Genomic DNA, 19,461 nt, shown 5'->3' with positions numbered 1-19,461 from the left:
TGCGGGGTCTAGCGGTGCAGCGGCGTGAAGTCGCGGTCGGCCACGAAGACCGGCCGCGTCGGGGCCCGCAGGGTGTTCTCCACGCTGTTGAACACCAGGAAGATGTTGGCCTTGGGGAAGGGCGTGATGTTGTTGCCGGAGCCGTGCATCAGGTTCGCGTCGAACATGACCGCGGCGCCGGCGTGCGCGGTGTACTGCTCGATCCCGTACGCACTGGCCAGGCTGGTCAGGTGCGCGGTGCTCGGCAGCCCGATCTCGTGGTCGCGCAGCGGCGTGCGGTAGTGCTCCGGGGGCGTGCCGCCGGAGCAGGGCACGAACGTGCGGTGCGAGCCCGGCATCATCATCAGCCCGCCGTTGAACGGGTGGTGGTCGGTCAGCGCGACCGACATGCTGACCGCGCGCGGGGCCGGCATGCCGTCCTCGGCGTGCCAGGTCTCGAAGTCCGAGTGCCAGTAGTTGCCCCGGCCCTCGAACGCGGGCAGGTAGGTCGCCCGGCTCTGGTGCACGTACACCTCGGAGCCGAGGATCTGCCTGGCCCGGTCGAGCACGCGCGGGTCCCGCACCAACTCGGCGACCAGCGGGCTGACCCGGTGCACCTGGAAGATCGTGCGCACCTGGCCGTCCTCGACGATCACCCGCCGGTCACCCTCCATAGTGGACGGCAGGCGGTCGAGCTCGTCGCGGAAGGCGGCGACCTCGGGGGCGCTCAGCAGGTCGTGGTGGATCGAGTAGCCGCGGCTGTCGTGGGCGGCGAGGGTGGCCGGGTCGATCGGACCCGCCATCCCGGTCGTCCACACCGTCGGCTCGTACCGGTCGAGCAACTCGGGATCGCCGGACATCCTTGTGGGATAGGGATCGGCGGTCCCGGTGTCGGTGAGCGTCATGCGCTCTTCCCCTCCATCACGGTCGACGGCTCGCCGGCGGCCTCCTCGACCACCAGTGGGTAGACGCCGTTCTCGTCGTGCACCTCGCGCCCGGTCACGGGCGGGTTGAACACGCACACGGTCCGCATGTCGGTGCGCGGGCGCACCTGGTGGTGGTCGTGCTTGTCGAGCAGGTAGAGGCTTCCCGGCTTCAGTTCGTGCGTGGCGCCGGTCTCCTTGTCGAGCAGTTCGCCCTCGCCCTCGACGACGAACACCGCCTCGATGTGGTTGGCGTACCAGAAGTCGTTCACCGTGCCGGCGTAGAGCGTGGTCTCGTGCACGGAGAAGCCGACGCCCTCCTTGGCCAGCACGACCCGCTTGCTGCGCCAGTTCGGCGTCTTGATGTCGCGATCGGTGTCGTCCAGGTCATGCACCGAGCTGACGAACACGTTGACTCTCCTTCGATCCTCAGGCGCACACGGCGCGCACGGCTGCGGTGAGCCGGTCGAGCCCGTCGGCCAGCTCCTCGTCGGTGACGGTCAGCGGGGGCATGACCTTCGCGACCTCGCCGTCCGGACCGGAGGTCTCCATCAGCAGCTTCCGGTCGAACGCGGCGCGGCAGACCTTGCTGGCGATCTCACCGTTCTCGAAGGACAGCCCGCGCGCGAGCCCGCGGCCCTTGGCGAGCATCGGGGTGCCGGGGTGCGCCTCGGCCAGCTCGGTCATCACCCGGCCGACCTGCTCGCCCTTGGCGAGGGTGCTCTTCTCCAGCTTGTCGTCGCGCCAGTAGGTGCGCAGTGCCTCCGTGGAGGCGACGAACGCCGGGCTGATGCCGCGGAAGGTGCCGTTGTGCTCGCCCGGCTCCCAGACGTCCAGCTCCGGGCGCAGCAGGGTGACCGCGAGCGGCAGGCCGTAGCCGCCGATGGACTTGGACAGGCAGACGATGTCCGGGGTGATGCCGGCGGACTCGAAGCTGAAGAACGGGCCGGTGCGGCCGCAGCCCATCTGCACGTCGTCGACGATCAGCAGCATGTCGTGGCGCTTGCACAGCTCGGCGAGGCCGCGCAGCCACTCGTCGCGGGCGACGTTGATGCCGCCCTCACCCTGCACGGTCTCCACGATGACCGCGGCCGGCTCGTTCAGGCCGGACCCGCTGTCCTCGAGCAGCCGCTCGAACCACAGGAAGTCCTCGACCTTGCCGTCCAGGTAGTTGTCGTAGGGCATCGGGGTGGCGTGCACCAGCGGGATGCCGGCGCCGCCGCGCTTCATCGAGTTGCCGGTGACCGACAGCGCGCCCAGCGTCATGCCGTGGAAGGCGTTGGTGAAGTTGATGATCGACTCGCGGCCGGTGATCTTGCGGGCCAGCTTGAGCGCCGCCTCGACCGCGTTCGCGCCGGCCGGGCCGGGGAACATGATCTTGTAGTCCAGGCCGCGCGGGCTCAACACCGTGTCGGTGAAGGTCTCCAGGAAGTCACGCTTGGCGACGGTCTGCATGTCCAGCGAGTGGGTCACGCCGTCGCGCATGATGTAGTCGACCAGGGCCTGCTTGAGCACCGGGTTGTTGTGCCCGTAGTTGAGCGCCCCCGCGCCCGCGAAGAAGTCCAGGTATCCGTTGCCGTCCTCGTCGTACAGCCACGACCCGGTGGCCCGGTCGAACACCACCGGCCAACTACGGCAGTAACTCCGCACTTCCGATTCGACCGTCTCGAAAACGTTCACGATTCTCCTCAAATGGGGTTTGCCCCACGCGCTGTAGCGCGATTGTTGCGATTCGTTCGGCATACGGTGGATGAATACGAGCTACGATGCCGCGCGCACTCCCGGTGCGGCGAACGGCCCGATCCGGAACCGGATCTCGGACTCGTGCTCGTCGGGGAAGTCGCCGGCGTCGAACGTCCCGGCCTCGGCCATGGTCGTGTCCCAGCGCTTCGCCAGGGCGGCGAACAACGCGTTGGACGCGGCGTTGTCGGGTGTGATCGTGGTCTCCATGTGACGCACGCCCTGTTCGACCAGGCGCTCCATCAGGGAGTCGAGCAGCGCCCCGGCGGTACCCCGCCCGCGCTGGGAGGCGTCGACCGCGATCTGCCAGACCACGACGGTGTCGGGTCTGGCCGGTCTGCGGTAGCCGATGACGAACCCGACCACTTCGTTGTCCACGCGCGCAACGGCGGAGGTGTCGGCGAAATCATGACACCACATGAGGTAAGCGTAAGAGGAGTTCAGATCAAGCTTTCCGGAATCGCGCGCGATCCGCCAGATCTCCGCTCCGTCCGAAACAGACGGTTCGTCGATCACCTGATCCGCCGCCCCTCGCTTGTCGCCCTTGGCACGGTTTGCGTGCTTTCCGGACATACCAACAGAACGTAACAGAGAATTTTCCGCGGCTCAGCCCGAGCGCGTGACGGCCCCCCGGTCACCTGGGGATTCGCGGAGATTGCTGTGACAACGATGACATCAGGGTTGTGATCATTTGTTCGAATATGGTATATAGCCGGGTGACCTACAGGATCTTCCTGGTTGACGACCACGAGATCGTCCGGCGTGGCATCGCCGACCTCTTCGAGGACGACCCCGAGCTGGAGATCGTCGGTGAGGCGTCCAGCTACGACGAGGCCGTCGACCGCATCCCGTCGGCGGCGGTCGACGTCGCCGTCCTCGACGTCCGCCTCGGCGAGGCCGACGACGGGCGCAACGGGGTTGAGCTGTGCCGGGAGCTGCGATCTCGGCTGCCGGAGCTGCGCTGCCTGATCTTCACCTCGTTCTCCGACGACGAGGCGTTGTTCAACGCCATCATGGCCGGCGCGTCCGGTTTCGTGCTCAAGCAGGTTCTCGGCCACGACCTGACGAGCGCGGTGCGCACGGTCGGCGCGGGCGGCTCACTGCTCGACCCCGCGACCACCGACGCCCTGATGAAACGCCTCCGCCGCGACGACGCCGACGGCCCGCTGGCGAGCCTGACCGACCAGGAACGCGCGGTGTTCGACCTGATCGGCGAGGGCATGACCAACCGCCAGATCGCCGAACGCCTGCACCTCGCCGAGAAGACCGTCAAGAACTACGTCTCCCACCTGCTCGCCAAACTCGGCATGCAACGCCGCACCCAGGCCGCCGTCCTCGCCGCCGAACTCAAGTCCCGCAACCCCCGCAAACCCCCCACCCCCTGACCCCCACCCGCCCCGAACGTACGACTCGCACACCCGGAACGTACGACTCGCGGCCTTCGCGAGTCGTACGTTCCCGTTCGGCGAGTCGTACGTTCCCGTTCGGTCAGGGGGTGGGGAGGGGGGCGCGCCAGGTGAGGCGGGTGCCGCCTTCTGGGCCGGGGGTGACGTTGAGGGTGCCGTTCCAGCGGGTGGCGCGGCGTTCGATGCCGAGCAGGCCGCTGCGGGCGACGCCCGGGGGGAAGCCGACGCCGTCGTCGACGACGTCGATGACCAGGTCGGTGCCCGCCTCGACGGTGACCACGATGGTGCCGGCGTGGGAGTGGCGGACGGCGTTGCTGAACGCCTCGCGCAGCACTGCGGTGGCGTGCACGGCCAGTTCCTCCGGGACCAGGGTGTCCACGGCGCCGGAGATCCGGACCGACCGCGTCACCTCCGAGTCGCCGCTCAGCTCGTCGACGATGTCGAGCATCCGGCGGCGCAGGCTCGCCGACCCGTCGAGGCCCGAGGTCTGCAGGTCGAAGATCGATGTACGGATCTCGCGGACCGTCTCGTCCAGTTGCTCCACCGCGCGGCTGACCCGCTGCCGCACCTGGTCGTCGGTGATCCGGGGCACCGTGCCCTGCAGGCTCATCCCGGTCGCGAACAGCCGCTGGATGACGTGGTCGTGCAGGTCACCGGCGATCCGGTCGCGGTCGGCCAGCACGTCGAGCATCCGCTGGGCCCGGTGCTGCTCGGCCAGCGCCATCGCCACCGCGGCCTGGTCGGCGAACGACGCGAGCAGCGGCACCTGGTCCCGCCGGTACCGCGCCTCGCCCTTGTCCCGCAACGCCAGCAGCACGCCGCCGGCCACGTTCGACGCGCCGAGCGGCACCGCGACCGCCGGGCCGAAGTCGCCGCCCGCCGCGCTCCAGCCGTCGGGCAGCAGCGCCGACACGTCCGGGATCAGCGCCGGGCCCGTCCCGTGGAACATCGCCTCGACCAGCCGCGTGTCCGCCGGCACCCGCATCCCGACCAGCCGCTCGCCGCGCTCCTCCGCGCCGGCCCGCACCACGACGTGGTCCGGCGGGTCGGCGAGCAGGATCAGCGCGCAGTCCGACCGGGACAGCTCGCGCGCCCGGGACGCGATCAACGCGAGCGCGTCCTGGTTGGACGCGCCGCCGAGCAGCGCGGCGTTGACCTCGCCGGCGGCCTCCAGCCACCGCTCCCGCATCCGGGACTGCTCGAACAGCCGCGCGTTCTCCACCGCGACGCCGGCCGCCGCGGCCAGACCCTGCAGCACGACCTCGTCGTCGGCGGTGAACTCGGCCGCACCGCGCTTCTCGGTCAGGTAGAGGTTGCCGAAGACCTCGTCCCGCACCAGGATCGGCGCGCCGAGGAAGCTGCGCATCGGTGGGTGGTTGGGCGGGAAGCCGACCGACGCCGGGTGCTCGGTGAGGTCGCCGACGCGGATCGGGTGCGGGTGCTCGATCAGCAGGCCGAGCAGCCCCCGGCCCTCCGGCAGGTCGCCCATGGTCGCCTTGGTGTCGTCGTCGACGCCGATGGTGACGAACTCGGACAGCCGCTCCTGCTTGTCCTGGCTCAGCACGCCCAGCGCGCCGTAGCGGGCGTCGACCAGCTCCACCGCGGTCTGCACGATCCGGTTGAGGGTGCCCTCGAGCTCGAGACCCGCGCCGACCGCGACCACCGCGTCGAGCAGGCCCTGCAGCCGGTCGCGGGTGCGGACGATGTCGGCCAGCCGGCCGCGCAGGTCACCGAGCAGCCCGTCCAGGAGGCCCTCCGGCGGCACGCCCGCCTGCGCGTCTGGCATGGCAACCCCGACTGTCCAGGGGAAAGGCGACATGGCACGCACGTCGCCCGAATTCGGCACATCGGCTATCGGTGTCCGTGCACGCGGCGTTACCTCACTACGCACCGTGTTCCCCCCGGTGCGCTGCGGAGCCGACCTGAACCGGTCATCCTGGGGCGAAAGCAACCGTTCGGGGATGTGGACCGTCTTGGCTTACATGGGTATCGACAGGCGTCCGGCGCACATGGTGACCGCGATCCTGGCGGTCGGCCTGCTGGCGGGATGCGGCGCGGAGACCGTGCCGACGTCCTCGATGGCCGGCCCGACGAGTGCGCCCACGACGACATCCGACCAGACATCCGACCAGACATCCGAACTCACGACCACCGAGCCCGCGCCGCCCTCGACGGCCGCCGGGGACCCGCTCGCCGGCAGGTCACCGCTGTGGCCGTTCAGCACGTTGGCGGAGGCCCGGCAGTGGCGGCCAGGCGCCGGCCATTCGCCGTGGCACGCCGACGCGGAGGCCACCGCGCTCGCGTTCACCACCGGCTACCTCGGCTTCACCGGGGTGGACAAGGTGATCGACAGCGAGATCGGCGCCACCGAGGCCACGGTCACCGTCGGCTACCAGGGCGACCTGCCCGAGCCGGCACCCGCGGCCACGCTCCGCCTGGTCCGGTACGGCGACGGGCCGAAGGCCCCGTGGGAGGTCGTCGGCACGGTCGACGACACGCTCACGATCACCGCGCCCGAGCCCGGCGCGCGGGTGGACTCCCCGATGACGGTCAGCGGCCGCATCACCGGCGTGGACGAGAGCATCCGGGTGCAGGTGCGTGACCCCGACCGCCCGAAGCCGGTCGGCGAGTCGTGCTGCCTGCCGGCGGGCGGGCAGAACACGCCCTGGTCGACCACCGTGCCGATCCGGGATGCGAGCAACACCACGCTGACCGTCGTCGCCGCGACTGGCGGACATGTCGCGGATGTGGAACGGTTCGCGGTAACCGGTATTCACCCAGCCGGGTGACGTTCGATCAGGGTCCTTGGGCCCTGGCGTCGTGGACATGCCTCCCGAATGCTCCTCGCTCGGAGGCGGGGTGGGGCGAGGGAGGTGACCGGTTGCGCGGCGAGCCACGCCGGCTGGCGGAGCTGACGCGTCCGGAGTCCCTGCGCCTGCTCGACCAGGTGCCGATCGGCCGGATCGTGTACACGGTGCGCGCGCTGCCGGCGATCGTGCCGGCGAGCCACCTGGTCGACAACGGCATGGTGGTGGTGCGGACCCACGTCGGCGCCGAGTGCGCCGGTTCCGTGGTCGCCTACCAGTCCGACGACATCGACGTGCACGCCAGGACCGGCTGGAGCGTCACCGTCACCGGCGTCGCCCGCCGCGTCCTGGACCAGGACGAACTCACCGCCTACGAGAACCGCCTGACGCCCCTGATCAACGCCAGGGACGTCGGGACGATCCGCATCTATCCGGAGATCGTGACCGGCTACCGCCTGGTCAACGGCCCCGAGAACTGACGCGGCCGGAGCGGATCAGTCCGGCCCGGTGCCGATTCTGTCGGCGGGCACGCGTTCGATGCGGGTCCAGCCCTTCCAGCCGCGCTCCTCCAGGATCGCCACGAGCCGCCTGCCGGGCGGTGTGGACACGACCAGGGCGTCCAGCAGGTCGGCGAACGGTTTGTCGAACGAGATGTCATCCACCTCGCCGGCCGCCGACGCGCGGACCATCAAGCGCTCCAGGGTGTCGGCGATCTCGACGACCCGTGGGTCGTCGGCCGGGCAGTCGACGGCCTCGCTGATCAGGCTGTAGAGCCTCGTCATGTCCGGGTCGCCCAGTTGCTCGTGCTTGTCGGCCATGACGGCGTCGATCTCGTGCGGTATCCGGGCGGCGACCATGATCCAGGCGTCCCGCTCCAGCTCGATGTACCGCTCTCGGACGCCGAGCTCGCGCAGCCGGTCGAGGTAGTCCACGACGCTCCGCGGGAGCGCCAGGTGTTCCCCGGCGGCGAGCCGGGCGAGCCGTTCACGGGTGCCCCGCAGGCGCCGGATCTCGGCGCGCAGGTCCTTGTCGATCTCCTGGATGCCGTCGGCGAACTCCTCCTGGTCGGCGTCGAGGAGTTCCTGCACCCTGGCCAGCGGCACACCGGCATCGGCCAGGGTGCGGATCCGGATCAGTCGCACGACCGCGGCCGCGTCGTAGGTCCGGTATCCGGACCGGTCACGCTCGGGCTCCGGCAGCAGCCCGATCTTGTGGTAGTGGCGTACCGCCCGTACCGTCGCCCCGGCGTACGCCGCGAGCCGGCTGATGGTGAGCATGGTCCCCAGCCTGCCCCAGTCAGGCGATCTTCTTGCGGTAGGCGGCCATCGCGAAGAGGTAGGCCACGACGAGGATGCCGGCGCACCAGGCAAGGGCGGTCCAGATGTCGTCGCCGACGGGCTGCTGCGCGAACAGGCCGCGGATCGTGTCGACGATGGAGGTCACCGGCTGGTTCTCCGCGAACCAGCGGATCGGGCCGGGCATGGTCTCGGTGGGCACGAACGCCGAGCTGACGAACGGCAGGAAGATGAGCGGGTAGGCGAACGCGCCCCCACCTTCCGCCGTCTTCGCGGAGAGGCCGGCGATCACGGCGATCCAGGTCAACGCCAGCGTGAACAGGAGCACGATGCCGGCGACCGCGAGCCAGGCCAGCGCTCCGGCCCCCGAGCGGAAGCCCATGAGCAGGGCGACGCCCACGACCAGCACGAGCGAGGCCAGGTTGGCGACCAGCGAGGTCAGCACGTGCGCCCACAGCACGCCCGACCGGGCGATCGGCATGGACTGGAACCGTTCGAAGATCCCGCTCGCCAGGTCGGTGAAGAGCCGCAGCGCGGTGTAGGCGGTGCCGGACGCGATCGTGATGAGCAGGATGCCGGGCAGCAGGTAGCTCACGTACCCGTCCGACCCGATGTCGATCGCGCCGCCGAACACGTAGACGAACATCAGCATCATCGCTATCGGCGTGATCGCGGTGGTGATGATGGTGTCCACGCTGCGCGTGACATGGCGCAGGGTCCGTCCCGTGAGGACGGCGGTGTCACCGAAGACGTACGTCGTCATCGTTCCCCTGCGCCTTTCGTGTCACCGATCACCGCGAGGAAGACCTCCTCCAGGGTCGGCTGCTTCTCGACGTACTCGACCTTCGCCGGCGGGAGGAGCCGCTTGAGCTCGGCGAGGGTGCCGTTCGCGATGATCCGGCCCTGGTGCAGGATCGCGATCCGGTCGGCCAGCTGCTCGGCCTCGTCCAGGTACTGCGTGGTGAGCAGCACCGTCGTGCCGGACCCGGCGAGCTGCTTGACCGTCTGCCACACCTCGATGCGCGCCTCCGGATCGAGCCCGGCGGTCGGCTCGTCCAGGAATACCACCGGCGAGTTCCCGATCAGGCTCATCGCGATGTCCAGCCGGCGGCGCATCCCGCCCGAGTAGGTCGACACCCGGCGGGTGGCCGCGTCGCTCAGCGAGAAGCGCTCCAGCAGCTCGTCCGCGATCGCGCCCGGGTTCGTGAGATGCCGCAGCCTGGCCACCAGCACGAGGTTCTCCCGACCGCTGAGGATCTCGTCGACGGCCGCGAACTGCCCGGTGAGGCTGATCGACGCCCGCACGTCCGCGGCCTGCGTGGCGACGTCGAAGCCGTTGACGCCTGCCGTTCCCGCGTCGGCCTTCAGCAGCGTGGCGAGGATCCGCACGGTCGTGGTCTTGCCCGCCCCGTTCGAGCCGAGCAGGGCGAAGACGCTGCCCCGGGCGACGTCGAAGTCCACGCCCCGGAGCACGTCGAGCTTGCCGTAGGACTTCTCCAGCCCCCGCACGCGAATCGCCGCGCCGGCGGGTGTCGTCATCGTCTTCCTCCTTCGTGGAGCCATCGCGGTCGGTCCGCGAGGAGGCTCCCGCCGGAAGGATCGAGGGTTGACCCGACGTCAAGGTCAAGACCGTCGCGTGCGTCAGGGCCGGAGGCCGGCGAACACCACGTCGAGGGTGCGGCGGCGCAGGTCGGGGGGCCAGTTGCCGGGCAGGGCGCCCTGCGTGGTGGCCAGTACCAGGACACGGCCGCCATGGCGGAGGCGTTGCGCGCGTCCTAGTCCGGCAGCGCGTCCTGGTCGGTGGCCAGTGCCAGCAACCGGGTGCGGACACCGGTTCTGGCCAGGTCGTAGGCACTGTCGTCGCCGTGCAGGACGGAGCGGGCGTTGGCGGCGTCGACCAGGGCCGCCAGCTCGAAGGTCAGCTGCCGGATGTCGCATGTGGACTCCAGCTGGCCCAGCTGGCGGGCGTCCTCGGCGGCCCTGGCCAGCGTGCTCGACCAGTCCGTCAACGCGGCGGCCACGGCGTCGCGGATCCGACCCGGACGCGCGTCGTACTCGGCGGCCGCCGAGGCGAAGAAGCACCCGCCGGGGAAGATCCGTTCGCGTGAGTACGTGAGCCAGCCGGCGCACAGGCGCCACAGGCGGGCCAGGCCCGGTGGCGCCTCGAACGCCGGTCGGACCACCGCGTCGACGAACACCTCGCGCGCGGCGGCGACCGTCGCCAGCTGGAGCTCCTCCTTGGAGCCGAACCGGGCGAACACGCCGCTCTTGCTGACCTCCAGCTCGGCGGCCAGCCGGCCGATCGACAACCCGTCCAGCCCCTCGACCGACGCGATGCCGATGGCGTGCTCGAGCACCGCCGCCCTGGTGCGTTCCCCGCGCAACATCCGTCCGTCCACCCCAACAAACTAGACGACCGTGCCTGTTTTCTCCACAAGTGTGGACAACACCTGTGGATGGGCGCTACGTTTCCGACAAGGATTTAGCACGATCGTTCACAAAGGGGTTCGGATGGATGTCATGGAGCTCGACCGCAGGGCGCGCGCGGCCACCGGCGCGATCATCGACCGGGTGCCGGACGCGCTGCTGGACGCGCCGACCCCCTGCGACAGCTGGACGATCCGGCAGATCGTCGAGCACATGGTCGACAACAACCGCGCCTTCGTGAGCGCGCACAAGGACTCCACTGTGGACATCGGGCACGACTTCGCGGAGACCGGCCAGGCGGTCGACGACCTCTTCGCCGATCCCGCCGTACGGGAACGGACGTTCACGCTCGCCGGCGTCGACGTCGACTGGCGTGGCGCGGTCGCCGTGCACTTCGCCGACGTCCTGGTGCACGGCTGGGACATCGGCCGCGCCGCCGGCCTCGACGTCACCATCGACGACGACCTCGCGGCCGCCGCGCTGCGCGTCACCTCGCGGTTTCCGGACAGCGTGCGCGGACCGGACCGCGGCTTCGACCACCCGCGACCGGTGCGGGACGACGCGCCGGTGTGGATTCGGCTGCTCGCCTTCCTCGGCCGTGACCCGGAGTGGACCCGCCGAGCAGAATGACCGGCATGCGGAACATCGGCATCCTGCTGTTCGAGAACGTCGAGGAACTGGACGCGGTCGGCCCGTGGGAGGTGCTCGCCTACTGGTGCAAGCGGTTTCCCGACGCCGGGTGGGCGGTGCACACGCTCGCCAGGGACGGCGGCGTGGTGCGCTGCGCCAAGGGCATGGACATCGTCGCGCAGCACTCGTTCGCCGACGCCCCGCCGAGCGAGATCCTGGTCCACCCCGGCGGGCGCGGCACCCGGCCGCTGCTCACCGACGACGACCACCTCGCCTGGGTGCGCGAGCGGCGCGCGGCGGTCCCGCTGCTGACCAGCGTCTGCACCGGGTCGCTGGTCTACGCGGCCGCCGGGCTGCTCAGCGGGCGGCCGGCGACCTCGCACTGGTCGACCGTCGACCAGCTCGCCGAGCTGGACCCGACCGTCGAGGTCCGCCCGGACGACCGGTTCGTCGACGACGGCGACGTGATCACCTCGGCCGGCATCTCCGCCGGGATCGACATGGCCCTGCACATCGTCGCGCGGTTCGGCGGGGCCGATCAGGCCAGGACCGTTCGGCGCGGGATCCAGTACGACCCGCTGCCGCCGGTCTGACGAACCGGTATAAACCGAACCGTGGACTACGTGCGACTGGGATCGTCGGGGCTCAAGGTCTCGCCGGTCTGCCTCGGGATGATGAGCTACGGCGACCCCCAACGGCGCGCCTGGTACCTGGACGAGGAGGCCGCGGCACCGATCGTCGCCAGAGCGGTGGACGCCGGGGTGAACTTCTTCGACACCGCCGACATGTACTCCGACGGCCTGACCGAGGAGATCACCGGCAGCCTGCTCTCCCGGCTGTTCGCCGACCGGGACGACTACGTCCTGGCGACGAAGCTGTACTTCCCCACCGGCCCCGGCCCGAACGACCGGGGACTGTCCCGCAAGCACGTGCTGTCCGCGATCGACGGATCGCTGCGCCGGCTCGGCACCGACCACGTCGACCTGTACCAGATCCACCGGTTCGACGACGAGACCCCGATCGAGGAGACCCTCGAGGCACTGCACGACGTGGTCAAGGCCGGCAAGGTCCGGTACCTCGGCGCGTCGACGATGCCGGCGTGGAAGTTCTCGAAGGCGCAGTACACCGCGTCCGCGCACGGCTGGACGCGGTTCGTGTCGATGCAGCCGTACTACAACCTGCTCTACCGCGAGGAGGAGCGGGAGATGCTGCCGCTGTGCGTCGACCAGGGCGTCGGGGTGGTCCCGTGGAGCCCGCTGGCGCGCGGGATGCTCGCCGGCACCCGCGAGCGCGCCGGCGTGCGGAACACGACCCGGGCGGGCAACGACGCGTTCGCCGACCAGCTCTACACCGAGGACGACTTCGACGTGGTGGACGCGGTGCGCGCGGTGGCCGCGGAGCGGGACGTGCCGCCGGCGCGGGTCGCGCTGGCCTGGCTGCGCGGACACCCGGCGGTGGCGGCACCGATCATCGGCGCGACCAAGCTCCACCACATCGACGACGCGGTCGCCTCGGCGGACCTCACGCTGACCGCCGAGGAACGCGCGCGGCTGGAGGCCCCGTACCGCCCGCACGAGGTCATGCCGAAGAACTAGCCCCCGGCCTCACGGCGTGGTGGTCAGTCGGGTGAGTGCGATGCCGCCGACGATCAGGGCGAGCGCGCCGAGCCGGGTGAACGTGACCGGGTCGTCGTCGATCACGATGCCGACGGTGACCGCACCGATGGCACCGATGCCGGTGAACACCACGTAGGCGGTGCCGACGGGGATGGTGTCCATGGCCCGCGAGAGCAGGTAGACGGAGCCGACCATCAGGCCGAGACACAGCACGGTCGGCAGGAGGCGGGTGAAGTTCTCGGTGGGCTTGATGCTGACCGCGAATCCCACTTCGACGACTCCGGCGGCGATGAGGACGAGCCAGTTCACGGCCTCGCCCGCCGGCGGGTGATGTCGGCGACGACGTCGGGTACGCGCGCGGTCGCCGTCGCGGCGGACTCCTCGTGTTCCCGCGTTCGGGGTTCGAGCGTGGGGTCGACCAGGGCGTTGACCAGTTCGGCGTTGACGAAGGTCACGTCGTCGACGCCGTAGTGGCCGTCGATGAAGTCGCGCAGGTAGCTCTCGTGGTGGTCGAACGGGAACCTGGGGGTACCGGGCAGATAGGAGCCGCCGCGGGCCCCGGCGACGACGAACGTGCGCGGCGCGAGGGACATCCTGGGAAAGGTGACCTGGTCGATCCACGCCTTCAGCGACGCCGGGATCGAGAAGTTGTACATCGGAGCGCCGATCAGCACGACGTCGGCGGCCAGCAGTTCGTCGAGCAACGGCCGTACGACCGCCCAGGCCTCCCGCTGCGCGGCGGTGCGCACGGCATCCGGGTAGCGCGTCGGGTCGGTGATCCGCCGGCGGAGCAGTTCGTCGCAGATCTCGGTCCAGCCCTGGCCGATCGGCGGCACCGGGGTGGCGGCGAGGTCGCGGTGGACGTAGTGGCCGTTCGGGTGCGCCGACGCCCAGGCGTCGGCGAAGGTGCGGCCGAGACGCCGGGAGAACGAGTTCGCGCGAGCGCTGCTGTCGAGGTGTAAGAGGTTCAGCGGTGCCATGGTCGGCCTCCTGCGGCGAAACGGACGGTGCGTCCATATCACTCTAACCGGACGGTCGTCTCGGTTGTTCCGGTAGCCTCGGCTCGTGGTCGCAGAACGGGCCGACGCCGCGCGCAACCGCCGCCGGGTGCTGGCGGCCGCGGCGGCGTTGTTCGCCGAACACGGCGCCGCGAACGTGTCGATGGAGCAGATCGCCGCCGAGGCGGGCGTCGGCAAGGCGACGCTGTACCGGCGCTTCCCCGATCGCGCCGCGATCGCGGTGGCGCTGCTGGACGAACACGAGCGCGCTCTGCAGGACGAGCTCATCTCGGGAGCGCCACCGCTGGGACCCGGCGCGGCCCCCGCCGAGCGCCTCGCCGCGTTCTACGCGGCGATGGTCGACCTGCTCGAGCAGCACGGCCACCTGGTCCTGGGCGCGGAGGTCGGCCACCGCCGGTTCGACGTCGGGGCCTACCAGTTCTGGCGCACCCACGTGCTGACGCTGCTGCGGGACGCGCACGTCGAACGGCCGGAGGTCATGGTGGAGCTGTTGCTGGCCCCGGTGGCACCCGAGGTGCACCGCCATCAGCGGGAAGCCCTGCACCACACCGCCGAGCGGGTCAAGGCGGCGTTGGCCGAGCTCGCGCACCGCGTCCTCGACCGACCGGAGACCGACAAGGGCACCTAGATGTCGGCCAGGTGGGCGATGTTGGCCTGGTCGGCGGCGTCGTCGGAGGGGGTGCCGGCGAACCAGGCGTCGAGGATCTCGGTCAGTTGCGGGGTGCTGGTCAGGCGCAGCGACAGGGCCAGCACGTTCGCGTCGTTCCAGCGGCGGGCGCCGCGGGCGGTCTCGGCGTCCACGCACAGGGCGGCGCGCACGCCGGTGACCTTGTTCGCCGCGATGGACGCGCCGGTGCCGGTCCAGCACGCGACGATCGCCTGGTCCGCGCGGCCCTCGGCGACGTCCCGGGCGGCGGTCTCGCTGGCCCAGGCCCAGTCGTCGCGCTCGTCGTCGTCGAGGGCGCCGTGCGGGAGCGGCTCGTGGCCGCGGGCGCGCAGTTCCTCGATGATGGCCTCGGCTACCCCGACCCGCTCGTCGGCGGCGACAGCGATCCTCATGCGTCCATTCTCCCAGCCGTTCCTCACAGCCGCCGGTACATGATGTGCAGGCCGACGAAGCCCTTCGTCGGGTGTTCGAAGCCCTCCGGCAGGGTGGCGACCACCTCGAAGCCGAGCGAGCGCCACAGCGCGACCGCGTGCGTGTTGGTCTCCACCACCGCGTTGAACTGCATCGCCCGGTAGCCGTCGGCCCGCGCCTGCTCCAGCACGTGCTCGCCGAGCGCACGGCCGACGCCCCGGCCGCCGTGGTCCGGGTGGACCATGAAGCTCGCGTTCGCGATGTGCGCCGCCGGGCCCTGGTGGTTCGGCCCCAGCTTGGCGGTGCCGAGCACCACCTCGCCGTCGACCGCGACCACGGTGCGGGCCGGCGGGGTGGACATCCACATCTCGCGGGCGCGTTCCTCGGTGACGTCCGTCGGCCAGGTGTAGGTGTCGCCCGCGGCGACGATCTCGCGCAGGAACGGCCAGATCCGCGCCCAGTCCGCGGCCGTCGCCGCCCTGATCTCCATACCCGCCAGGGTGACGCCGCTGTCGCTGCGTAGTCAAACGGGTTGTGACGGACACGATCGGGCGTTACCGGTCAGTCGCTCTGCCGCTCGCGCGCCGGCACGTCCACTGTGGAGACCATGACATCCCTTCGGCTCGGTGGCGTCCTGCTGGCCGCCGCCGCCCTGCTCTCCACCGCCACCGCCACCGCCGCCGCCGAACCCGGCACCTCGTCGGTGACGCTCGTCGTCCACGCGAAGGCCGGCACCACCGACGTGGCCCGCCTCCAGTGCGAGCCCGCCGGCGGCTCCCACCCCGACCCGGACACCGCGTGCGCCGAGCTGATCGCGGCGAACGGCGACTTCGCCGAACTCGAGGGCCAGCAGACGATGTGCACCATGGAGCTGAACCCGGTCACCGCACGCGCGAACGGCGTCTGGGACGGCGAGACGATCGACTGGCAGCAGGAGTTCAGCAACCCGTGCGTGCTGATCGCCGCGACCGGTTCGGTGTTCGACTTCTAGGCGAACACCCGTCGGAACGGCAGCGCGAGCACGAGCGCGGCCGCGACGAGGACCGCGCCGACCCATACCGGTCCCAGCTCGCCGAGCCCCGTGCCAAGCGCGACGGCACCGACGGCCGGGCCGGCGACCGCGCCCACGTTGAGGGCCGCGGTCGCGTACGCGCCGGCCATCGTCGGCGCCTCCGCCGCCTCGTACAGCACCAGCGCGATCAGCGTGCTGCCCACCGCGAACGACAGCGCGCCCTGGGTGAACGCCAGCACCACCAGCGCAGCCGGTGCGTCCGCAGTGAGGCCGAACGCGATCCAGCCGGCGAGCAGCAGCGGCCCACCGACCGCGACGACCACACCGGGACGGCGGTCGGACAGCCGCCCGGCGACGGTGACCCCGGCGAAGGATCCCAGGCCGAACAGCACCAGCACCACCGGGATCCACAGTGGACCGAGCCCGGCGACGTCGGTGACGACCGGCGCGAGGAAGGTGAACGCGCCGAACGTCGCCGCGTTCACCAGTGCGCCGAGCAGCAGCACCAGGATCAGCCGCGGCCGTCGCAGTTGCGCCAGCTCCCGGCGCACCTGTCGGCCGCCCCCGGTGTCGGTCGGTCCGGCCGGGACACCGCGCAGCACGCCGAGCGCGGCCGGCAGGCACAGCAGGGCGACCGCCCAGAACGTGGCGCGCCAGCCGAGCAACGTGCCGAGGAGGGCTCCGCCGGGCACGCCGACGACGGTGGCGACCGTGGTGCCCGACAGCAGGACGGCCAGTGCCCGTCCCTTCCTGTCGGCGGGCACGAGGTCGGCGGCGGCGGTGAGGGCGACGGCCAGGAACCCGGCGTTGGCCAGGGCCGCGACGACCCGGGTGGCGAACAGCACGGCGAAGTCGCCGGTCAGCGCGCCGGCGACGTGCGCGGCCAGGAACACGCCGAGAAAGCCCACCAGTGCGGTCCGGCGCGGCCAGCGGCGGGCCAGCGCCGCCACCAGCGGGGCTCCGGCGGCCATGCCGGCCGCGAACGCCGAGGTCAGCAGGCCGGCCGTGCCGACCGGAACGTCGAGGCTCGCGGCGATGTCCGGCAACAGGCCGGCGAGCATGAACTCGGAGGTGCCCATGGCGAACACGGCCACGGCGAGCAGGTACAGGGACAACGGCATGCGAGGACTCCGGGGGTGCGGAAGATCGACTGGGTCTTCTCGTCACCGCCGGTCAGCGGAACTGGGTTCAGGGGGCTGACGGGGTGACCGACAGCCCCACCCTGGATGCCTCCGGGCTCGACACGGCCCGGACCATACTCACCCCGGCCGCGCGGGAGCACCTGGTTTTACGCGGCAAGGTCCGTGACGTGCAGGCCGCCGTCGTGCAGGAAGCCGAGGTCGCCGGTGCGCAGGTAGTTGTCGGTGGAGCCGCGCAGGCGCGCGCAGAAGGTGCGCTCGCTGGCCTCCGGCTTGCCCAGGTAGCCGACCGCCACCGTCGGCCCGGACACCCAGATCTCCCCCGCGGTGCCGTCCGGGCACCGGGTGGCGGTCAGCGGGTCGACGATCGCGACGTCCACCTCGTCGGCCGGGCCGCCCCGGTCGAGCACCGGCGTGCCGGGCGACCGCGGCTTGGTCAGCCGGCCGGGGGCCAGGCTGTCCGCGTCGAACGACGTGACCGAGGGCGCCCGCCGGCCGGCGACCAGCGACGTGGCCTCGGCGAGCCAGTAGCACGGGAAGAACGCGCTGCGGCGGAACCCGTTGCGCCGCAACCGGTCGGTGAACCGGTCCATGGTGGACGACGCGGCGTCGGTGAACGCGATGTCCCATGTGGATAGATCGATGCCGGCCAGTTCCTCGTCGGCGAGGCCGCCGCACAGGTCGAAGGCGACACCCGGGCCGCCGCTGATCCTGGCGTGCCGGTCGGACACCAGGCGCAGCCAGCGCGCCGGGTCGGCGCGGAACTCCCGCGGGTCGAGCAGCGTGACCCGGCGGCCGGCGACGATCGGGTGCAGCACGCCGGCCAGCAGACCCATGTCCTGGTACGGCGGCTGCCAGCTGACCACGCCGGCATCGGGGTCGGCCCCGAAGTGGCGGGTGAGCTGGCGGCAGCTCGCGAGCAGGTTGGCGTGCGAGACCATCACGCCGTGCGGATCGGCCGGGCCGGACGGGTACTGCAGCAGCGCGAGGGTGTCCGGGCCGACCTCGGGGCGCCGCCACGCGCTCGCCGGGAACGCGAACAGGTCCGGAGTGGACAGTACGGTGACGTCGCCGAGCGCACGCGGGTCGGCGCCGGGCGGCACGATCGCGGCGTCCGGCGCGGCGTCGGCGAGTACGGCGCGCTGCCGGGCGGGCAGCGGGCCGGTGTCCGGGAGCGGGGCCAGCGGGACGGCGACCGCGCCCGCGTACAGGCAGCCGAGCAGTACCGCGACGTAGTCCAGGCCGGGCGGGAGCAGGACCAGGACGCGGCGGCCGGTGAGCCCCCGGTCGGCCAGGGTCGCGCCGATCGTGCGGGCCCTGCTCTCCAGCTCGGAATAGCCGACGGCCGAGGTGCCGGACCGGTCGACGAACTCGAAGGCGAGCCCCGCCGACGCGGCCGCCCGCTCTCCCAGCACGTCGACGAACGTCGAGGCCATGCCACCCCTCCCGTCTCGGGTCGTGTTCCGCTCGACCATGACATCGGGGAGGCCTCGAACCGGGCTCGAGAGGCGCTCAGGACACGTTGACGATCTTCGCGTCGACCAGGGTGCCGTCGGTGATGTGCAGCACACCGACGGTGCCGTGCGGCTGGCGGCGTTTGTCGGTGGGCGAGCCGGGGTTGAAGATCCGCAAGCCGGCGCCGGTCTCGTCGAGCGGGATGTGCGAGTGGCCGAACACGACCAGGTCGGCGTCCGGGAAGCGGCGGCGCAGCCGCGCGGCCCGGCCCTCCTTGCGCCCGCTGTCGTGGATCATCGACACCCGCAACCCGGCCAGGTCGAGGTCGAGGGTCTCCGGCGCGCCCCAGGCGGCGACGTCCCGGCCGTCGTTGTTGCCGAGCACGACGTGCACGGGCGCGAACCCGGCCAGCTCGTCGAGTACGAACGGCACGCACACGTCGCCGGCGTGCAGGATCGTGTCCGCGCCGTCGAGCACCCTGGCCACCGAGGACGGAAGGGCCTTCCAGTGCCGGGGGGCGTGGGTGTCGGACAGGACCACTACGCGCAATGTTTCACCTTTGACTTATAAAAGCACCGGTCATTACCGTGGCTGTCATGCATGCCTTCGACGTGCTCGGCGACCCGGTCCGCCGCCGCATCCTCGAGCTGCTCGCCGACGGCGAGCTGGCCGCCGGGGAGGTCACGTCGGTGGTGCGGGAGGAGTTCGGGATCACTCAGCCCGCCGTGTCCCAGCACCTCAAGGTACTCCGCGAACACGGGTTCGCGCGGGTCCGGGCCGAGGGCACCCGCAGGCTCTACGCCGTCGACCCGGCCCCGCTGCGGGAGGCCGACCAGTGGCTCGCGAACTTCCGCCGCTTCTGGACCCCGCACCTGGACGCGCTGGCCACCGAGATCGCCCGCGGCAAACGCGAACGGCGCGGGCGGGGCTGAGGC

25 protein-coding genes are annotated in these 19,461 nt (G+C 71.3%); 9 read left to right on the top strand and 16 right to left on the bottom strand.

Translation table 11 applies throughout. From position 1 onward, the window contains the following. Window positions 1–8: 8 nt before the first annotated feature. The 4 genes from thpD to ectA form a co-directional block, all read right to left on the bottom strand. Window positions 9–884, bottom strand: a complete 876-nt coding sequence (gene thpD, locus JT362_RS05750) for an ectoine hydroxylase (RefSeq protein WP_260189955.1) — start codon at window positions 882–884, stop codon at window positions 9–11. Next, window positions 881–1,312 carry an ectoine synthase gene (locus JT362_RS05745; RefSeq protein ID WP_260189954.1) on the bottom strand — a complete coding sequence of 144 codons (432 nt, stop codon included), beginning with the start codon at window positions 1,310–1,312 and terminating at the stop codon, window positions 881–883. The genes thpD and JT362_RS05745 overlap by 4 nt, the downstream gene beginning before the upstream one ends. Window positions 1,313–1,331: 19 nt before the next feature. Beyond that, window positions 1,332–2,582 (bottom strand): diaminobutyrate--2-oxoglutarate transaminase, encoded by a 1,251-nt coding sequence (gene ectB / locus JT362_RS05740; RefSeq protein ID WP_260189953.1) that lies wholly within the window; start codon window positions 2,580–2,582, stop codon window positions 1,332–1,334. Between the two features lie 81 nt (window positions 2,583–2,663). Next, window positions 2,664–3,215, bottom strand: coding sequence for a diaminobutyrate acetyltransferase (gene ectA / locus JT362_RS05735; protein WP_260189952.1), 552 nt, complete (start codon window positions 3,213–3,215; stop codon window positions 2,664–2,666). Window positions 3,216–3,358: 143 nt separating this feature from the next. On the opposite strand from ectA, the gene JT362_RS05730 reads away from it, so the two are divergent. Next, the gene (locus JT362_RS05730) at window positions 3,359–4,027 is read left to right on the top strand and encodes a response regulator (RefSeq protein ID WP_260189951.1); all 669 of its coding nucleotides are present in this window, start codon (window positions 3,359–3,361) and stop codon (window positions 4,025–4,027) included. A 103-nt stretch (window positions 4,028–4,130) separates the two neighbouring features. On the opposite strand, the gene JT362_RS05725 is transcribed toward JT362_RS05730, so the two are convergent. After that, on the bottom strand, window positions 4,131–5,834 hold the full coding sequence (locus JT362_RS05725) for a sensor histidine kinase (protein WP_260189950.1): 1,704 nt from the start codon (window positions 5,832–5,834) through the stop codon (window positions 4,131–4,133). A gap of 196 nt (window positions 5,835–6,030) precedes the next feature. On the opposite strand from JT362_RS05725, the gene JT362_RS05720 reads away from it, so the two are divergent. Together JT362_RS05720 and JT362_RS05715 are read left to right on the top strand one after the other, a co-directional pair. Next, a complete protein-coding gene (locus tag JT362_RS05720) occupies window positions 6,031–6,837 on the top strand; it encodes a Gmad2 immunoglobulin-like domain-containing protein (RefSeq protein WP_260189949.1) in 807 nt (268 codons plus the stop codon). 92 nt (window positions 6,838–6,929) lie between these two features. Then, complete coding sequence (locus tag JT362_RS05715; RefSeq protein ID WP_260189948.1) at window positions 6,930–7,334, top strand: pyridoxamine 5'-phosphate oxidase family protein; 405 nt, start codon at window positions 6,930–6,932, stop codon at window positions 7,332–7,334. Window positions 7,335–7,349: 15 nt separating this feature from the next. Here the strand turns inward: JT362_RS05715 and JT362_RS05710 are convergent, their stop codons facing one another. The 4 genes from JT362_RS05710 to JT362_RS05695 all read right to left on the bottom strand — a co-directional run bounded on the left by JT362_RS05710 (window position 7,350) and on the right by JT362_RS05695 (window position 10,537). Further along, complete coding sequence (locus JT362_RS05710) at window positions 7,350–8,132, bottom strand: MerR family transcriptional regulator (protein ID WP_260189947.1); 783 nt, start codon at window positions 8,130–8,132, stop codon at window positions 7,350–7,352. Window positions 8,133–8,151: 19 nt separating this feature from the next. Then, window positions 8,152–8,913: an ABC transporter permease gene (locus JT362_RS05705; RefSeq protein WP_260189946.1), complete on the bottom strand. Its 762-nt coding sequence runs from the start codon at window positions 8,911–8,913 to the stop codon at window positions 8,152–8,154. Then, complete coding sequence (locus JT362_RS05700; RefSeq protein ID WP_260189945.1) at window positions 8,910–9,689, bottom strand: ABC transporter ATP-binding protein; 780 nt, start codon at window positions 9,687–9,689, stop codon at window positions 8,910–8,912. The genes JT362_RS05705 and JT362_RS05700 overlap by 4 nt, the downstream gene beginning before the upstream one ends. Before the next feature lie 236 nt (window positions 9,690–9,925). Beyond that, a complete protein-coding gene (locus JT362_RS05695; RefSeq protein WP_260189944.1) occupies window positions 9,926–10,537 on the bottom strand; it encodes a TetR/AcrR family transcriptional regulator in 612 nt (203 codons plus the stop codon). 124 nt (window positions 10,538–10,661) lie between these two features. Between JT362_RS05695 and JT362_RS05690 the strand changes: the two genes are divergently transcribed. From JT362_RS05690 to JT362_RS05680, 3 genes are read left to right on the top strand one after another with little or no spacing between them, the layout of a single operon-like run. Then, complete coding sequence (locus JT362_RS05690; protein WP_260189943.1) at window positions 10,662–11,207, top strand: TIGR03086 family metal-binding protein; 546 nt, start codon at window positions 10,662–10,664, stop codon at window positions 11,205–11,207. 5 nt (window positions 11,208–11,212) lie between these two features. Further along, complete coding sequence (locus tag JT362_RS05685) at window positions 11,213–11,800, top strand: DJ-1/PfpI family protein (RefSeq protein WP_260189942.1); 588 nt, start codon at window positions 11,213–11,215, stop codon at window positions 11,798–11,800. Window positions 11,801–11,821: 21 nt separating this feature from the next. Further along, entirely contained in the window at window positions 11,822–12,802 is a 981-nt protein-coding gene (locus tag JT362_RS05680; RefSeq protein WP_260189941.1) for an aldo/keto reductase, read from the top strand. 9 nt (window positions 12,803–12,811) lie between these two features. Here the strand turns inward: JT362_RS05680 and JT362_RS05675 are convergent, their stop codons facing one another. Both JT362_RS05675 and JT362_RS05670 read right to left on the bottom strand, forming a co-directional pair. Then, on the bottom strand, window positions 12,812–13,132 hold the full coding sequence (locus JT362_RS05675) for a DMT family transporter (protein ID WP_260189940.1): 321 nt from the start codon (window positions 13,130–13,132) through the stop codon (window positions 12,812–12,814). Continuing rightward, window positions 13,129–13,803, bottom strand: a complete 675-nt coding sequence (locus JT362_RS05670) for an FMN-dependent NADH-azoreductase (RefSeq protein WP_260189939.1) — start codon at window positions 13,801–13,803, stop codon at window positions 13,129–13,131. Before JT362_RS05670 ends, JT362_RS05675 begins: the two co-directional genes overlap by 4 nt. Window positions 13,804–13,888: 85 nt before the next feature. Here JT362_RS05670 and JT362_RS05665 point away from each other — a divergent pair, with 85 nt between their 5' ends. Beyond that, entirely contained in the window at window positions 13,889–14,470 is a 582-nt protein-coding gene (locus JT362_RS05665; protein WP_260189938.1) for a TetR/AcrR family transcriptional regulator, read from the top strand. Here JT362_RS05665 and JT362_RS05660 read toward each other — a convergent pair. Beyond that, on the bottom strand, window positions 14,467–14,901 hold the full coding sequence (locus JT362_RS05660) for an RpiB/LacA/LacB family sugar-phosphate isomerase (RefSeq protein ID WP_260189937.1): 435 nt from the start codon (window positions 14,899–14,901) through the stop codon (window positions 14,467–14,469). The genes JT362_RS05665 and JT362_RS05660 overlap by 4 nt on opposite strands. A 23-nt stretch (window positions 14,902–14,924) precedes the next feature. After that, complete coding sequence (locus JT362_RS05655; RefSeq protein ID WP_260189936.1) at window positions 14,925–15,410, bottom strand: GNAT family N-acetyltransferase; 486 nt, start codon at window positions 15,408–15,410, stop codon at window positions 14,925–14,927. A gap of 117 nt (window positions 15,411–15,527) precedes the next feature. Here JT362_RS05655 and JT362_RS05650 point away from each other — a divergent pair, with 117 nt between their 5' ends. Next, window positions 15,528–15,911 carry an SSI family serine proteinase inhibitor gene (locus tag JT362_RS05650; protein WP_260189935.1) on the top strand — a complete coding sequence of 128 codons (384 nt, stop codon included), beginning with the start codon at window positions 15,528–15,530 and terminating at the stop codon, window positions 15,909–15,911. On the opposite strand, the gene JT362_RS05645 is transcribed toward JT362_RS05650, so the two are convergent. The 3 genes from JT362_RS05645 to JT362_RS05635 all read right to left on the bottom strand — a co-directional run bounded on the left by JT362_RS05645 (window position 15,908) and on the right by JT362_RS05635 (window position 19,066). After that, window positions 15,908–17,053 carry a Cmx/CmrA family chloramphenicol efflux MFS transporter gene (locus JT362_RS05645; RefSeq protein WP_260189934.1) on the bottom strand — a complete coding sequence of 382 codons (1,146 nt, stop codon included), beginning with the start codon at window positions 17,051–17,053 and terminating at the stop codon, window positions 15,908–15,910. The genes JT362_RS05650 and JT362_RS05645 overlap by 4 nt on opposite strands. Before the next feature lie 167 nt (window positions 17,054–17,220). Next, the gene (locus JT362_RS05640) at window positions 17,221–18,507 is read right to left on the bottom strand and encodes an AMP-binding protein (RefSeq protein ID WP_260189933.1); all 1,287 of its coding nucleotides are present in this window, start codon (window positions 18,505–18,507) and stop codon (window positions 17,221–17,223) included. Window positions 18,508–18,583: 76 nt separating this feature from the next. Next, on the bottom strand, window positions 18,584–19,066 hold the full coding sequence (locus JT362_RS05635; protein ID WP_260190395.1) for a metallophosphoesterase family protein: 483 nt from the start codon (window positions 19,064–19,066) through the stop codon (window positions 18,584–18,586). Between the two features lie 56 nt (window positions 19,067–19,122). Between JT362_RS05635 and JT362_RS05630 the strand changes: the two genes are divergently transcribed. After that, a complete protein-coding gene (locus JT362_RS05630; protein WP_260189932.1) occupies window positions 19,123–19,458 on the top strand; it encodes an ArsR/SmtB family transcription factor in 336 nt (111 codons plus the stop codon). Window positions 19,459–19,461 lie beyond the last annotated feature (3 nt).

The organism is Actinophytocola gossypii (assembly GCF_025165815.1).
Lineage (GTDB): Bacteria > Actinomycetota > Actinomycetes > Mycobacteriales > Pseudonocardiaceae > Actinophytocola > Actinophytocola gossypii.
The sequence above is the reverse complement of the archived record's forward strand: the minus strand, read 5'-3'. Positions and strand labels throughout refer to the sequence as shown.

Excerpts from the sequence above, each read along its gene's own strand:
- thpD (WP_260189955.1), bottom strand. The coding sequence starts at position 884 with ATGACGCTCACCGACACCGGGACCGCCGATCCCTATCCCACAAGGATG.
- ectA (WP_260189952.1), bottom strand. The coding sequence starts at position 3,215 with ATGTCCGGAAAGCACGCAAACCGTGCCAAGGGCGACAAGCGAGGGGCG.
- JT362_RS05725 (WP_260189950.1), bottom strand. The coding sequence starts at position 5,834 with ATGCCAGACGCGCAGGCGGGCGTGCCGCCGGAGGGCCTCCTGGACGGG.
- JT362_RS05720 (WP_260189949.1), top strand. The coding sequence starts at position 6,031 with ATGGGTATCGACAGGCGTCCGGCGCACATGGTGACCGCGATCCTGGCG.
- JT362_RS05710 (WP_260189947.1), bottom strand. The coding sequence starts at position 8,132 with ATGCTCACCATCAGCCGGCTCGCGGCGTACGCCGGGGCGACGGTACGG.
- JT362_RS05705 (WP_260189946.1), bottom strand. The coding sequence starts at position 8,913 with ATGACGACGTACGTCTTCGGTGACACCGCCGTCCTCACGGGACGGACC.
- JT362_RS05700 (WP_260189945.1), bottom strand. The coding sequence starts at position 9,689 with ATGACGACACCCGCCGGCGCGGCGATTCGCGTGCGGGGGCTGGAGAAG.
- JT362_RS05695 (WP_260189944.1), bottom strand. The coding sequence starts at position 10,537 with ATGTTGCGCGGGGAACGCACCAGGGCGGCGGTGCTCGAGCACGCCATC.
- JT362_RS05690 (WP_260189943.1), top strand. The coding sequence starts at position 10,662 with ATGGATGTCATGGAGCTCGACCGCAGGGCGCGCGCGGCCACCGGCGCG.
- JT362_RS05685 (WP_260189942.1), top strand. The coding sequence starts at position 11,213 with ATGCGGAACATCGGCATCCTGCTGTTCGAGAACGTCGAGGAACTGGAC.
- JT362_RS05670 (WP_260189939.1), bottom strand. The coding sequence starts at position 13,803 with ATGGCACCGCTGAACCTCTTACACCTCGACAGCAGCGCTCGCGCGAAC.
- JT362_RS05660 (WP_260189937.1), bottom strand. The coding sequence starts at position 14,901 with ATGAGGATCGCTGTCGCCGCCGACGAGCGGGTCGGGGTAGCCGAGGCC.
- JT362_RS05655 (WP_260189936.1), bottom strand. The coding sequence starts at position 15,410 with ATGGAGATCAGGGCGGCGACGGCCGCGGACTGGGCGCGGATCTGGCCG.
- JT362_RS05650 (WP_260189935.1), top strand. The coding sequence starts at position 15,528 with ATGACATCCCTTCGGCTCGGTGGCGTCCTGCTGGCCGCCGCCGCCCTG.
- JT362_RS05645 (WP_260189934.1), bottom strand. The coding sequence starts at position 17,053 with ATGCCGTTGTCCCTGTACCTGCTCGCCGTGGCCGTGTTCGCCATGGGC.
- JT362_RS05640 (WP_260189933.1), bottom strand. The coding sequence starts at position 18,507 with ATGGCCTCGACGTTCGTCGACGTGCTGGGAGAGCGGGCGGCCGCGTCG.
- JT362_RS05630 (WP_260189932.1), top strand. The coding sequence starts at position 19,123 with ATGCATGCCTTCGACGTGCTCGGCGACCCGGTCCGCCGCCGCATCCTC.